Genomic DNA, 15,734 nt, shown 5'->3' on the forward strand with positions numbered 1-15,734 from the left:
TGGCTTCTCTTTATTATTCTGATAAACCTTTATTATTAAAGTATTTTTTATATTTGCGATAATAATTTAAGTTATTGAGTGTTAGCTTCACCCAACGCTTTGTATTCATATCTTCATTATAGTAAAGGGAGTTTGTGTATTTACCTTCACTAATTAATTTTTTCGCCTCTAATTTCAGCTTTTCGTTCGATGCATATTTGAATAATACACCTTTTGGAATAACCATCCACAGATGTTTATCCTCCACATAAGTAACTTCTTGCTCGATGTTTAACATATGATCATCAGCAACGTACTTCATTAAATTATGGCCACTTGCCGTAACATAATAGCTAGAACGTCCATTACGTAAATTAATTTCAAACAGCTTGTACTGTTTATCACGAATATCGTATTTCATATCGAAATTGGCAAAGCCTGTATAGCCGATGTCCTCTAAGAAGAAACGTACTTGATCCATTAATTCTTTATCATATGTTGTTACGATTGCTGCATAACTTCCGATTCCTTCAGGTGAATGCTCTTCTAGAATAGGATTCCCTAGACACATCAGCTTCACTTTCCCATCTTTGCCCACATAAGCGTTAAGCACACGCATATATGAATCATCACCAGGGATAAATTCTTGAATAATCATTGTATCTTGATAGCTTGAGCTATAAATCGCTTTTAAAATAGCTGTTTTTTCTGCCTCATCATGCGCAACAAAAACTTTTTTCTTCCCTGGGAATTTACATGCCCAGTATTCAACAGAATTTGACGCCTTTAAAATAATTGGATACTCAAATGGAGGTGTAAAATTGTCATAATTGTCTGCTGTTACAGTCGTTGTTCCTGGATATTTAAAATCGTATTTATCACACATTTTATAGAAATTTTCTTTGAGTAAAATTTCATCCATTAGAGACTCATCGATGTAAGGTACTGTGAAATGCTCCTGTAGCGCTGGCTTATTTTTAATAATAAGCTTGGCATAATCGTCACCACACGCTAAGAGCAATAGTTTTTTATCCGCATATTGTTTTGCAACTTGTGCAAGGGCAGGAGCAAATACATCCTGTTCATTTAAACGGTCGATTTCTTGAAATTGTAAGATATGGCTATCTTGTGTAGCTGTTAAATGAGAACGTCCTAAGACAAGTGGTTTTATTCCATATGCTTCGTAAAATGCACGGGCCATCCCATATGCATTCATATCTGATCCTAGTAAAACTGGTAAAAATGGTTGTTCAGTTGCCATGTTTATTTCAACTCTCTTTTATAATTTAGTTTCGTGTTTAGTGTAACATATTTTCCATCATCATCACGAACAAAAAAGCGAGGTATCGACATTTTACATGTCACTACCTCGTCATTGTTAGAATGTAATTACAGCTTGTCTACTACGCTCGAGCTTAGCCTTGATTTCTTTCCCCGTTTCATCCCATTTAATCATACGGTAATAGGCATCATGGTAGAAAATAAAGCCATAGTTATTGGCAAGAGCTTCTTTCATAAGACGCTCTTTGGCAAAAACACTTGTCATTGGATAGTCATCATAAGCTAAAACCCATAATGGATTTTGATGAGCATGAGTAGGCATAATGTCTGCCATATGCAAAAGCACTTCACCTTGTTGAGTAAGTTTAATGACAGCATGTCCTTCACTATGACCACCTGTATGAATCATCTCGATTCCTGGTGCTACTTCCAACATATCTTCATAGGTTTCAACTAAGTGCTGCACAGGCTCCCAATTTTCTTTCCAGTACGTATTTTTCGAGCGAATATTTGGGTTACGCATCTCATCCCATTCAATTTTTGTTACAAAAATTTTAGCATTCGGGAAAGTAGGTACAAGCACATCATCTTGCCACTGAGTTAAGCCACCAGCATGATCAAAATGTAAATGTGTCATTAGCACCGCATCAATATCTGCTGTCGTTAAGCCAAGCTCTTGTAAACTATCCGCTAACGAAGATTCCTCTGTTACCCCAAAGTTTCTTAGCTGTTTTTCATTTAATTTGTTAAAGCCAACACCCGTATCAATAAGATAGTTTTTTCCCTCATATTGAATAAGAATTGGTTCTGTTGGTAATTCAATTTGGTTTTTTTCATTGACTGGATATTTACGTGACCAAAGTGGTTTCGGTACAACTCCAAACATCGCACCACCATCTAGGCACGTAACACCCCCGTTAAGCCATGATAATGACATATTGTGAAACTGTAACTGATCCATCCATATTCCCCCTACAATTTAGTGATAAATTGCGACTCTAAGCGATAAATCGGCTGTCCTTTTGCAGAAAATTTCTGCTCATATTCAGTCATCACATTATCCTCAGGCATATTTGCATGTAAGTCGAGTGATACATACTTTAGTAACATACCATATTCAGATATACTGATTAACGAAAATTCAAACAAACCACGGTTATCCGTTTTAAAATGGATTTCCCCATTATCCACCAAAATCGACTCATATAATTTCAAAAACCCCCCATGCGTCAAACGTCTTTTGGCATGACGTGTTTTTGGCCAAGGATCTGAGAAATTCAAATATACACGTGCTACATCATTTTTGTTAAAGAATTTATTTAAATCCGCGCCATTTACTTTAAGCAAACGTAAATTGGCTGGAGATTTTTCTTCTAGAATTTTCTCTAATGCACAAACAATTACACTATCATAAAGCTCAATGCCAATATAATTAATATCTGGATTTTGTAAAGCCATTCCTGTAACAAATTGTCCCTTTCCAGTACCAACTTCTATATGAATTGGGTTGTCATTTCCGAAAACAGCCTGCCAATTTCCTTTAAAGTCTTCAGGATTCGGAACGATTACCTCTGGATGATTTGTAATCATTTCCTCTGCCCAAGGCTTATTTCTTAATCTCACTGTTGTTCCTCATTTCTTTCTTATAAAATTATTGATTTTTTATAGTATAACGTATTCCTCTTACATTCGCATAAAATTATTGCGCAATGATATTATTTAAGAACTCTTTGTCATAATGTTCCATGCATTCTGTTGCACTGTACAGTGAATGGTAGAACCCTGATGGACACTTCCACTATAATTACCATCCATATGACAATCAACCTGGTGATCATTCACGATAATATCAAAATGTTGTCCTTGTAAAAATGTGATTTCTTTAAATTTCGTATGCTTTTCAAAAAAAACAGTCGCAAAAATAAGTAATAATTTCAGACGGGAAATATCATGGACGATTGTAATATCGACTCGGCCATCATCTGCTTTTGCAGCTGGTGATATTTTCATCCCTCCGCCAAAATAAGGCTGATTGCACATGGCGACAAACCATGCTCGTTGGAATTGCCACTCTTGATGATCAGAACGTATCGTGACGTTAAAACATTCAAAGCTAAATAAGCCTCTAATGACAGCAAAAGCATACGACAGCTTACCCAATCCTATTTTATTGAGGTAAAATTTAAGGCGAGATGTATTAATCGATTTTGTGACATAAGCATCAAAGCCTATGCCAGCATTGTTGACAAAGAGTTCATCCCATCTATTGCTGAGCTGAATACTTCCCGCATCTATTTTTGTATAGGCCGTGGAAGCATTCAATACATAGTCCTCGATTTGCTGAGCATTGTAAAATGTGGGAAACGAACGCGCAAAATCATTACCAGAGCCTGCACGAACCACACCTAGCACTAAAAATTTATTATGTACAACACCACTAAACACCTCATGGATGGTTCCATCTCCACCAACAACTATTAGTAATTTTTGATCCTGCTGTTGTCGAGCCCATTGTTTGGCAAGTTCGCGTCCATGTCCTTCATATTTCGTAAAAGCCACTTCATAATCTATCGTTAGCTGCTTACGAAGTTGAGACCATACTTTCTTCCCTTTTCCATTTCCTGCAGCTTTATTGACAATAAATAGAATTTGCATACTCAATCCTCTGTTGTTTGTGAAGCTTGCTGCCAAATATCTCTATTAAACGAAGTAGTTTGTACAGTATTTAGAATCGCTTGAGACGCACGTATTTGCATATGCTTCATTGGAGAGGAGACCTTTCGCAAATGCTCCATCCATTCTCCGTAATTTCGTCGATCAACAAAACGAATCCCATACGGTGAACCCGGATAATCAAAATAACCATTTCGAGTTAATACCACTTTTCGAATAGGCATATCTATATTTTCTTCTTTAAACAATTGGAATAGTACCGACTCCATACGGGCTAAGTTTATCGTTGGATTCAGAACTTTAGAGTCCTTTGTCCCCACCTTTTTCATCCAAAAGCGATCACTTCCACCAACATATACAGCTTGATTATCTGCTTCCAAAACGGTAATACAAATACACTCGGTCGGAGACATTAACACAACATCAAGCTCAATCGGTGCTTTTCTTATTTGTAGAATAGGATAATAAAACAACAAGAAATTATCTGGTAATGTTTGTAATAAAGTACGTAGTAACGAGTCACGCATGAAGCGAGGATCTACATATGATTTTTCACGTAATGTTGAACTAGCCCATTTCATTTGGAAATGGAAGAATTGATCAATAAACATTCGCTTCAATTCATGGATGGATTGCGGAGCATACACAATCTTAGGTTCAAATGTTAGTGTTGTTTCTTCTTCTGGAATGGTATCCTCACTACTTATGAGTTCGTTTGATATTTCTATATCTTCAACGTCTTCTGCTGCTTCTTTTTGTCGTCCTGTAAATATTTTTTTAATAAAGGAAAATCGCTCTTTCTCCTCGAAAGTATCCGCTTCTGTCTCATTATCAATATGTTGCCACTCGCTTATATCTTCTCCCAATTCCCATTGACGCTTAATGCGATCCCATTGGCTTTTCTTCAAGCGTACAAATTGTGTAGGATATCTTGCTAAGTCAATTTGATAGCGAGAAATATAATCTTGTATTTTCACTAATTGTGCCATGTAAAGGTCACTCCATTCTTCCTTACCATCTCGTTAGTTCTCTCTTTTCTTGATTGCTTAAGATAAAAGAGTCTATGCATTCTTATGTATTCATTACATCGACATTTGTTCTACAAATTTCAATCTGTAAGATTATGCTACTATCCTTTTCATTTTACATGACAAGACCCAACATTACACCATAAATAAAGAGAACTATCCATACAGATAGTTCCCTACAAGGTTCTTTTATTTTGTATTGATTGAAAGTGGTAATTTCGCTTCAAATGTTTGCTGTAATTGACGAGTCCATTCACCTGGAACTCCAGCACCAATTTGGTTGCCGTCCACATCAATGACTGGCGTAACCTCTGAAGATACAGACGACACAATGATTTCATCCATTGTTAGTAAATCCGCTTTCGTCATTGGCTCTTCGATCACTGGCAAATTAATTTCTTCCGCACATTTTAAAATGACTTGACGTGTAATACCATTTAAGATGAAATTATTAGCTGGATGTGTATAAAGTTTACCATCTTTAATGCCATAAACATTTGCTGAAGAGCATTCTGTCACGATATCTCCGCGATGTAAAATCGCTTCATAGCAACCTTTTTCAGCAGCTTCTTGTTTTGCTAAAACTGCCCCAAGCAGGTTTAAAGATTTAATGTCACAACGTAACCAACGAATATCCTCAACAAAAGTGGCTTTAACACCTTTTTCAAAGTTTTCATATGCACGTTCACCCGCTTTTACATTACCAGTTAATACTGCTGGAATACTTGCATCCGGGAAAACGTGATTACGGGAATTAGCTCCACGAGTGATTTGAAAATAAATATGTCCTGTTTCCAAATTATTCTTTTCAATTAACTCATGTAGTAATTTGTGTAAAACGTCTTTTGTATAAGGAATAACAAGGCGAATTTTTTCGGCGCTCGCATAGAAACGATCAATGTGCTCTTGTGCTGTAAACATATTTCCGTTATATACTTTGATTACTTCATAAATACCGTCACCGAACTGATAACCTCTGTCTTCTGGTGAGATTGCAATAGATCCTTCTTCAACAATTTGATCATTCCATAATGAATATGCCATTTTCCGTTCATCCTTTTCGTCTTTATGTTATTTTTTTCCCGCAAGCTCAACAATTGCTTCCGCATAAATAGCCGCTGCTTTTACAAGATTTTCAACCACTACAAACTCATCCGCCCGATGCGCCACATCCTGCTCCCCAGGGAATAACATGCCAAATGCCACGCCCTTTTTCAGCACACGTGCATACGTCCCACCACCTGTAGATAATAGCGGTGTTTCTGTATCACCTGACTGACGTCTATAAATGGACGCTAATGTTTGGATAAATGGGTCATCTTCACTGACATAATGAGGCTTGGAGTCGTCTTGAATATCTAATGAAAATCCTCTTTTTACAACTAAACGTTGAGCCTCTGTAATTTTTTCATCGAATGGATAGGACACAGAATAGCGCATACTAATTACTAAACTGCCACCTTTACTAACATCATAGCTAACAATGCCTGGATTTAACGTTGTATGACCAGACATGGCATCTTCAAATTGTAATTCAAGCTGATGGCCATAATGATCCTGATAAAAAACATCTGCGATAAAGTCGACAAATTGTTTACTTGACTCAGTCGTCAACTCTTGTTGTAAAAACGCAGCAAGATAAACAGCTGCATTGACACCTTTTTCTGGTTCCATTGCATGGGCTGCTTTACCTTTGATAGTTATTATATAGCGAGAGTCCTCCATTAATAAAGAGCCATCTAGCTGATTTTTGCTTAAAAATGTTTGAAAATTCTGTTCGAATTGCGCTGATGCATGCTGAACTGTTGCTTTGGCCAAATCTGGTACCATATTTGGGCGCTTTCCTGCATTAAATAGTAGTAGCTGTTCTTTCGTTGCATCACCCACTTTATTTTGAGAGAACACAAGCTCTGCAATGCCTTTCTCAGCATTAATGAGCGGGAAATCTGCATCGGGTGCAAAACCGATTGATGGCATTTCCTCCTGTTTGAAATAGTGGTCGACACAGCGGAACCCTGTTTCTTCATCCGTACCAACGATCATTCGCACTCTTTTATCTAATTGAATACCTGCATCTTTGACAAGTTTCATGGCCATCCATGCAGCAACTGTAGGGCCTTTATCATCAATTGCACCACGTGCATACAGCTTACCATCAGCTACAGTGCCGCTAAATGGTGGGTATGTCCAATCAGCATCATCTCCAATTGGAACCACATCAACGTGACATAAAATACCTAATAATTCTTCACCTGCACCCATTTCGATATGTCCAGCATAGTTATCAACATTTTTCGTTAGTAGCCCTTCTTTTTGTCCCTTTGCTAGTAACCATTCAAGCGCTTGAAGTGGACCATTACCAAAAGGTATCTCAGTAGTTCTTGTATCCTCATCAAGAATACTATTAATTTGCACAAGCTCCTGTAACTCTTGTACTAATTCATCTTGCCTTTCTTTTGCAGCCTGTAACCAATTCATACCATGTACCTCCTTCAAGTATTAACATTATTCTACACCTTACAACATAAACGACAATCTTCTTTCTGACAACTATTTTCAGCAACTTCTACTGACACTACCACATATAGCATGTTTTTCAGGTATTCCCACAAAATACAGTGAAAATTTTATGTTTCTATTGTAAATTTCTATTGCATTCACTAGAAAATCATGTAGTTTTTCTATATAATGAAGTTATCAGAATAATTCTTCTGACTATAAAAATTAGAAAAGGGGATGTCTAAGGCAGCTACTTAATAGCCTAAGTGCACTCCGCACATATTGTCGTCCGCTAGTCTTTGCCAAGAGAATTAAGATGAAGGAGTGGTTCATTTAATGAAACCAACTACTGATCGAATGCTTAATCGTATTAAAGACGTGTACATGTTTATTTTAGACAAAGGAACCGTGTCTACACAGGATTTAGTCGAAGAGTTTAGTATCACTCCTCGCACCGTTCAAAGAGATTTGAACGTGTTAGCCTTTAACGATTTGGTGACGAGTCCAAGTCGAGGCAGATGGACAACGACGAAGAAAAAAGTAAAATTGACGTCTTAGTTTTACGTAGAATGCGTAAAGCATTGTGTATGGAAAAGAATGACCTTTCGTCGGGGTCATTCTTTTTTTGCTGTTAAAAGATTATTAGATATTGTTGATCTTCTTGGATCAATCGAAGACAATCATTATTTTGCTGTTTCATTGGCAGTAGGAATAAGAAAATAAATGAAAAACTCATCTTGCTCCTTTAAATAAAATGAAGCACGTTCAGTCATTTCTCGTTTAACTTTACTGAAGCGTATCTCTCGAGAGTATTTTGACTATTTACAGTTGCTTAACAATCCGTTAAACTCGAAACATTCTAAATTGTTGAGAGGAGGATTTTATATGAAACTGTCAAATTTGTTTCATCCATTAGTTTGGATTATTTTAGGTGGAACAGTTTTCACACGTATTGCAAGCTTTATGGCAATGCCTTTTTTAGCTATTTATTTACATAATGAAATTGAAGCCTCTCCTTTACAAATTGGATTGACTATTGGGATTGCACCCCTTATATCTACAGTTGGGGGGTTTTTTGGTGGATATTTAACGGATCGTTTCGGAAGGAAAAGTGTCATTTTATTAACGATCATTGTATGGAGCCTCGTATTCTTTGGCTTTGCCACTGTCCATACAGTTTGGTTATTTATTCTATTCAACGCCTTGAACGGTCTTTGTCGCTCATTTTTTGAACCTTCCACTCAGGCATTAATGATTGATTTTACACCTTCTGATAAACGGAAAAGACTTTTTTCACTACGGTACACTGCCATTAATATTGCCGCAGTCATTGGTCCAATAATAGGTGTCTATATCTCGCAGTTAGCAAGCCCAAGTATACCTTTTATGCTAACAGGTATTATGTATATTATTTACGCCATATTTTTATTTTTCGTGTTAAATCGTTATCAAATGCAACAACAAAAAGCTGTTATGCAAACAAAAATTTTGCACACCTTCACAATCCTTTTAACAAATCGTGTGTTGCTTAGCTTTATTTTTGGGGCCATCCTTATCAATATCGGGTACTCTCAATTTGATTCGACATTGCCACAATTCATTGAATTAACTGTTGAAAATGGAACAAAACTGTATTCCCTATTGATTTCACTTAATGCAGCGGTCGTCTTATTATTACAATTACCTATTAGTATTGTGTCTGAACGATTTTCCTCATCCGCCACTTTATTAATCGGTATTCTATTTTTTGCGATCGGCCTATTCATGTTCGGGCTCTCCGACAACTATACGCTCTATATCATCGCCATGATTATTTTTACGATTGGAGAAATCTTTGCCTTCCCTACAATGAATGTCATGATTGATGAAATTGCGCCTGACACTCAAAAAGCGACCTACCTTGGCGCTGCACAGTTTAAAAATTTAGGGGGCTTTATCGGACCCATTATAGGAGGTTGGCTATTAACGCACTATATGGATGCCATGTTTGCAATTATAGCTGTCCTAGTATTGTGTAGTTGTATCTTTTATCGATCTAAAACATCAACACATTAAAAAACGCTCCATATCTATCAAATAGCTTAATTTGCTATTTATAGTATGGGGCGTTTTTTAAAGTTTGGCATCTTCGACAGCAGCGGCTTCAGCATAGCTAGAGTATTGGTCTTTACCAGCATTTTTCGATTGATATAGTGCTTGGTCCGCTCGCTCAAATAAGCTCATTTCTGAATCTTCGGGATGATGATAAATAGCCCCTCCCATACTCACCGATAGTACCGACCATTTCTCTATGTCTTGACCTTCGAATTTGAGAGTTCTTATTTGCGCCAAGATGGCATCTGCTAGCTGTTGCATATGATGCTCTGTTGTATCATACAAAACAATGGCAAATTCATCTCCACCAAACCTTACGACAAAACCATTTTTTTTCACTACTTTTTTTAAGATTTTGGCCGTTCCAATTAAGATATGATCCCCTTCCGCATGGCCAAACTGATCATTTACTTGTTTAAAATTATCTAAATCGATTAACAATAATCCAGGCCTATTTATTTTTCGTTTCTTTAGTAAGCTATCCATTTTTCGAATATAGGTTGCACGATTATAGACACCTGTTAACGGATCAAAAGTGGCGAGATGGATTGTTTTAGAGAGTATTTTATTAATAACTAACAGCATGACAAAGGCGGTTACTAAAGCAATGACTAGTAAAACCCAAAACTGTTTTGTGTTTTTTTGAAGCGCTTCCATTTTTGTGAAATTAGTATATTTCACATAAACAATTCTTTTGGAAGACTCCCCTCTGACCGTCTCTGCTTCATAAGGTAAAAAAAGATGCGTTTCAATCTGCCCCTGATTAAATGCTTGTTGATACTCGACAGGCTGCATCTTCTTCCTTGCTAGCTCAAAATATTTCTGAAACTGTTCGGATTGTTCTTGTACGGTTATCCGCTTCGATCTTGAATCATTAAAGAAAACCCCACCAGCACTAATCGTTTGCACTTCTACTAAATCAACGTATTTTGCTACCAAATATTCTGAAGTTTTCTCAAAGTTAAAAGTTTGAAAGACTGGATTTTTCAATAAGTCTATACTTAGTTCAAGTAGATATTTCTTATCATGTGTAGCAAGGTAGGCAAATTTTCGGTATTCTCCTGTCGTTGTGGAAATGTCTATCCCGTCTGTGAAAAACTCTCCACTCGCACGTCGTTCATCCAATAATGCAGAAAAACGCTGACAGCACTTAGAAAAATTGAAACCAAGATCTTTATCAAATGTTGTGTATATTACTGTATTAGACTGATCTACTATGTATATATCCATATTATGTTTATTTTTCATTTGTTGTAAATCCCATGTAGCAACATTTGGATTCTCACGATAATAGTTTTTTAAAGCTCTCAGTCCCTGCTCCATTTCGTCTGACATGTTTTCATCAAAATATAAATGAGCATTATCTACTGTTCGCATATCTGTAAGAATATGATTTTCTATTAACACTCTATTCCTGGCAACTTGTTCTTCTATATCATCAACTAATATTTGCCTATTCACACTTGAAATTACAGCAACCAGGATAACTGCAAAAGCTATTAAAGATAGTAATAATTTAATTCGCAGGTTCTTCATTTATTGGCCCTCTACTTATTTTCACCATCATTTTTTGGAAATATTTTAGACAATAATACGCTTCCTCACTATATTAAGATAACTCATTACGTATTATACAGTTACTGTCATAAGGCTGTATATAATAAATCCCCGATGCTAAGTTAGCACCGAGGAACATGTTAAGGGTTATTTTGTAAGCAGTTTAATTCTTCTGCAGTTAGCTCACGATATTCTCCTAACGCCAGGTGATCGTCTAATTTTAGATTCCCCATAGATATACGCTTTAAATAGGTTACACGTTTACCTACAGACTCAAACATTCGCTTCACCTGATGAAATTTGCCCTCCTGAATGGTTAGCTCAATTTCAGATTGTGGCGCAGATTTTAGAATAACAAGCTTGCCAGGCTTTGTCATATACCCATCATCTAGCTCCACGCCTTCTGCAAATTTCTCTACGTCCTCTTCCGTTACAACACCTTCAATATGTGCGTAATAAACCTTTGGCACGTGTTTTTTAGGAGACAATAATTTATGAGCTAATATACCATCATTCGTTAATACCAGTAGGCCTTCTGTATCTTTATCGAGTCGGCCAACCGGAAAAGGTTGAAAATGCTGGTCTAATGGCTCCAATAGGTCAATAACTGTTTCATCTCTTAAATCTTCTGTTGCAGAAATAACACCTGGTGGTTTATTCATCATAAAATAGACAAATTCTGTATAAACGACACGCTCTCCATAGACGGACACATTTTGCTGTTCTGGGTCAACATGCATAGCAGCATCTTTGACAGAAGCACCATCTACTGTGACAGCTTTTTGCTTTAATAGCTGTTTAACTTCCTTGCGAGAGCCATATCCCATATTTGCAAGTAATTTATCTAACCGCATCTTACCACTCCTATTTCATTCCCAGCTTGCTCATAATACGAGTTAATCGTTCACCTAATAGCTTTTGTGCCAAACCTATACGGAGTGACAAGAAGCCATAGACAGCTACGCCAACAACTGCACAAATAACAGAGAACAGTAATGCTGAGAATTTACTATCAACTGGACCCATTAGTAATTCCAGTAGCTTATGGACAATCAACACACTGACCGCCATTGCCATAGTCAATAATGCAATTAACATGACACGTCGAACGACCATCTCTGATCGATAATTTAATGTTTTACGTAACACAAGAATATTAATAATAATGGATACACTATAACCGATTGCAGTTGCTACAATAGCGCCATCTGCCTCCAATAAACGAATTAATGGGATATTTAGCGCTAGTTTAACGAAAATTCCTGATAATAAGCTGAAGACAATCCATTTTTGAAAATCAATTCCTTGTAATAGGGCAGCTGTCACTTGGAATAACGCAAATAAAATGGCAACAGGTGCATAATGGGCTAAAATCATCGAACCCATTTCACTTTCAGAATACAGCATAAAGTAAATTTCATTTGCTAATAGAGAAATACCAACTACGGCTGGCAATGTAATGAAAATTAAAATTTGATAGGTTTTATCCATCGCATGACGTAGCGATAAATATTCCCCCTGTGTGTAATATTTTGTAATCGTCGGGACAAGCGCCATCGAAAAACCTGTTGCTAGCATGACAGGAATGATGACAACCTTATGTGTCATAAAGTTAATCATCGATAGATAGGTATCTGTCACCTCAGCTAAGCCAATGGATGTCATAGCCCCATTAAATGTAAGCATATCGACTAATTGGAATAGTGGATTGGCTACACCTACGAACACCATTGGTATGGAGTAGGTAATAACTTCTTTATAAATATTGGACATGGGCAGCTGTGTAGAGGTTACACTTTGACTGCGTAATAAGTTAAATTCAGGCTGATATTTTTTCCAATAATAATAAAGAACACCTAAGCCACCGATCGCTCCGATAAAGGCTGCAAATACTGCAAAGGAAATGGCAGTCTCTGGTTTACCTTTGAACACAACCACCACGATAAAGGAACCGCCTAGTAACACGACAATTCGCACAATTTGCTCGACTAATTGTGAAACAGCGGTAGGCTCCATTTTGTCATAGCCTTGGAAGAAACCTCGCCAAAGACTCATAAAAGGTACAACAATTAAGGCAAAGCTAACCCATCTTATGACCGAAGCAATCTGATCTACTGTAAAAACTTGTTCTTCACTTTTAATCACCAATCCTGCTATAGGTGTAGCAAGGAAAAAGAGGGCAATAAATGCTGCAAAACCAGTCATCATCATAATGAGTATGCCCGATTTCATCAGCTTTCGACCTGATTGATAATCCCCCATTGCATTGTATTTAGAAACAAATTTGGAGACAGCAATGGGCGCACCTGATATGGCGATTGCCAGCATAATAGAGTAAGGGATGTATGCATATTGATAGAGTGCGATATTTTTCTCTCCGACAATTGCATAAAACGGAAAAATATAAATTAATCCGAGCACCTTCGATAAAAACATCCCCAATGTTAATATCGCAGTACCTTTCATTAAATTGGACATCATACCCATCCATTCATTGTAAAATCAATATTATAGTTATACTTCCAAGCATACTTATAAAAATCTTTTCGTTTTTTTATAGTCACAACATGCAAGCGCTGTCACTCGAAAGTTTCATAAGTAAACCAACTGTAATCTTAACATATTTATAGGAAATGAGACGCATAAAATCATCAAAAAGTTCATTTAAAAGTATACTTGATGAAAAAAGACCTGAAAATAATCGGTGAGGATTACAAAAAACCCCACCGATTAAAGCCCATTTCTTTATTACATGTCCACAAAGAACTTTTTATACCACACTAGGAATACATAGGCTGTCCAAATATAACGACCTCGGTTTGCTTTTCCTTCATAGTGTTCATCTAAATAGCCAACTAATTGTTTTGTATCAAAAAATTCATTGGCAAAGTCAGTAGTAAACATTTCTTTTACCATGTTGTAATACTTTTCTTCACGTAACCAGTGACGAATTGGTACTGGGAAGCCTAACTTCGGACGTTTAGCCCATTCTTCTGGTAATTCTTGATGTGCAGCTTGGCGCAGAACATATTTTGTATCAATGTCGTTGACGCGATATTGAGAAGGAATATTTTTAGCTAATTCCATTACTTCTTTATCTAAGAATGGTACACGTAATTCAATCGAATGCGCCATACTCATCTTGTCAGCTTTTAATAAAATATCGCCTGGCATCCAAAGATTTAAATCTAAATACTGCATTTTCGTCACATCATCTTCGCCTGGTACTTCGTCATAAATACGTTTTGTAATAGATTTTACAGATGGTGCATTTTTATAGTCAGGTTTTAGAACATTAATTGCATCTACTTCATCCCAAACTACTGCTTCCCCTATAAAGCGTTCCTCTACCGTTTGACCACCTTTTATAAGGAAGTTCGTATATTGGCTTTTAGGTAGAGCTTCCGCGATTCCACGTAACGTTTTACGAACACCCAATGGAAGTTTTTCATATTTTTGCATTCTTCCTGAGTTTTGATACCAAGAGTAGCCACCGAAAATTTCATCCGCACCTTCACCTGATAGTACAACTGTTACATCTTTAGAGGCTAGCTCTGAAAGGAAGTACAGAGGTACAGAAGAAGGATTCGATTGTGGCTCATCCATATGCCATTGGATTTTTGGAAGAGCTTCAAAACACTCATCTGCCGTAATATATTTACGTTCATTTTGAATATTTAACGTATCAGATAAATCTTTAGCTAGGTTCGTTTCATTAAACATATCTTCATAATCAGCAAACCCAACTGAGAATGATTTATCTGGACGTAATAAGGACGTAATATAACTTGAGTCAATACCACCTGATAAGAATGAACCAACTTTTACATCACTGATTTTATGAGCTTCTACTGATTCTTTAACAGTTGAACGAATTTCTTCAATGTATTTTTCAATGGATGCTTCTTTAGCATGGAATTTTTTATCCCAATATTGCACAATTTGCTTTTTGCCATTTTGAATGAGCATATAGTGTGCTGGTGGTAATTTAAAGACCCCTTTAAAGAATGTCTCATCCATCGAAGAATATTGGAATGTTAAATAAGGACGTAATGCCTTTTTATTTAATTCTTTAATAAATGAAGGATGTGGTAAAAATGATTTAATTTCAGAGCCAAAAATAAACGTACCATCTGTTGTATGTTCAGAGTAATACAATGGTTTAATACCAAAACCATCACGAGCAATGAATTGTAAATCATTCTTTTTATCCCAAATACAGAAAGCAAACATACCACGTAGCTTTTTCACAAAGTCTACACCATACTCTACATAGCCATAAATAATAACTTCACTATCTGATTGCGTTTTAAAAGTATGTCCTTTTTCAATAAGATCTGCACGCAGCTCTTGGAAGTTAAAAATCTCTCCATTGAATACAAGCACAATATTGCCGTCTTCACTATATAATGGCTGATTCGCTACATCTGATAAATCAATAATACTTAATCGTCTAAATCCTAACGTTACTGTATCGTCACTGTGAATACCACCACTATCTGGCCCGCGGTGAATAATTGTATTCATCATATTTTCAATTGTTTGATGATGATCAATCACATTTGTTCCATTAATATAACCTATAAATCCGCACATTCTATTTTTCACCTCATAATTTAGTGC

At 36.5% G+C, this 15,734-nt stretch carries 13 protein-coding genes; 2 read left to right on the forward strand and 11 right to left on the reverse strand.

Going from position 1 to position 15,734, the window contains the following annotated elements; translation table 11 throughout:
- Positions 1-13: 13 nt before the first annotated feature.
- The 7 genes from MKX57_RS18360 to pepV all read right to left on the reverse strand — a co-directional run bounded on the left by MKX57_RS18360 (position 14) and on the right by pepV (position 7,439).
- Entirely contained in the window at positions 14-1,240 is a 1,227-nt protein-coding gene (locus MKX57_RS18360; protein WP_008176723.1) for a hypothetical protein, read from the reverse strand.
- Between the two features lie 117 nt (positions 1,241-1,357).
- The gene (locus MKX57_RS18365) at positions 1,358-2,221 is read right to left on the reverse strand and encodes an MBL fold metallo-hydrolase (RefSeq protein ID WP_043990201.1); all 864 of its coding nucleotides are present in this window, start codon (positions 2,219-2,221) and stop codon (positions 1,358-1,360) included.
- Positions 2,222-2,232: 11 nt separating this feature from the next.
- Entirely contained in the window at positions 2,233-2,883 is a 651-nt protein-coding gene (trmB, locus tag MKX57_RS18370; protein ID WP_342550517.1) for a tRNA (guanosine(46)-N7)-methyltransferase TrmB, read from the reverse strand.
- A 96-nt stretch (positions 2,884-2,979) separates the two neighbouring features.
- Complete coding sequence (locus MKX57_RS18375; RefSeq protein WP_090002355.1) at positions 2,980-3,915, reverse strand: diacylglycerol kinase family protein; 936 nt, start codon at positions 3,913-3,915, stop codon at positions 2,980-2,982.
- Positions 3,916-3,917: 2 nt separating this feature from the next.
- Positions 3,918-4,922, reverse strand: coding sequence for an NERD domain-containing protein (locus tag MKX57_RS18380; protein WP_008176716.1), 1,005 nt, complete (start codon positions 4,920-4,922; stop codon positions 3,918-3,920).
- Between the two features lie 228 nt (positions 4,923-5,150).
- Positions 5,151-6,005, reverse strand: coding sequence for a D-amino-acid transaminase (gene dat, locus MKX57_RS18385; protein ID WP_008176707.1), 855 nt, complete (start codon positions 6,003-6,005; stop codon positions 5,151-5,153).
- 27 nt (positions 6,006-6,032) lie between these two features.
- Positions 6,033-7,439, reverse strand: a complete 1,407-nt coding sequence (gene pepV / locus MKX57_RS18390; RefSeq protein WP_089985635.1) for a dipeptidase PepV — start codon at positions 7,437-7,439, stop codon at positions 6,033-6,035.
- A gap of 357 nt (positions 7,440-7,796) precedes the next feature.
- Between pepV and MKX57_RS18395 the strand changes: the two genes are divergently transcribed.
- Positions 7,797-8,018, forward strand: a complete 222-nt coding sequence (locus MKX57_RS18395) for a DeoR family transcriptional regulator (RefSeq protein WP_004226074.1) — start codon at positions 7,797-7,799, stop codon at positions 8,016-8,018.
- A 327-nt stretch (positions 8,019-8,345) separates the two neighbouring features.
- Entirely contained in the window at positions 8,346-9,515 is a 1,170-nt protein-coding gene (locus MKX57_RS18400) for an MFS transporter (protein WP_008176697.1), read from the forward strand.
- Positions 9,516-9,572: 57 nt separating this feature from the next.
- On the opposite strand, the gene MKX57_RS18405 is transcribed toward MKX57_RS18400, so the two are convergent.
- From MKX57_RS18405 to asnB, 4 genes are all read right to left on the reverse strand, one after another.
- On the reverse strand, positions 9,573-11,090 hold the full coding sequence (locus tag MKX57_RS18405) for a diguanylate cyclase (protein WP_342550518.1): 1,518 nt from the start codon (positions 11,088-11,090) through the stop codon (positions 9,573-9,575).
- A gap of 161 nt (positions 11,091-11,251) precedes the next feature.
- On the reverse strand, positions 11,252-11,965 hold the full coding sequence (locus MKX57_RS18410) for a pseudouridine synthase (RefSeq protein ID WP_008176694.1): 714 nt from the start codon (positions 11,963-11,965) through the stop codon (positions 11,252-11,254).
- Between the two features lie 10 nt (positions 11,966-11,975).
- The gene (locus tag MKX57_RS18415) at positions 11,976-13,589 is read right to left on the reverse strand and encodes a polysaccharide biosynthesis protein (protein ID WP_025117504.1); all 1,614 of its coding nucleotides are present in this window, start codon (positions 13,587-13,589) and stop codon (positions 11,976-11,978) included.
- A gap of 270 nt (positions 13,590-13,859) precedes the next feature.
- Positions 13,860-15,707, reverse strand: coding sequence for an asparagine synthase (glutamine-hydrolyzing) (gene asnB / locus MKX57_RS18420; protein ID WP_089985632.1), 1,848 nt, complete (start codon positions 15,705-15,707; stop codon positions 13,860-13,862).
- Positions 15,708-15,734: the final 27 nt, after the last annotated feature.

This window comes from Lysinibacillus sp. FSL M8-0216 (genome assembly GCF_038595555.1).
GTDB classification, from domain to species: Bacteria; Bacillota; Bacilli; order Bacillales_A; family Planococcaceae; genus Lysinibacillus; species Lysinibacillus fusiformis.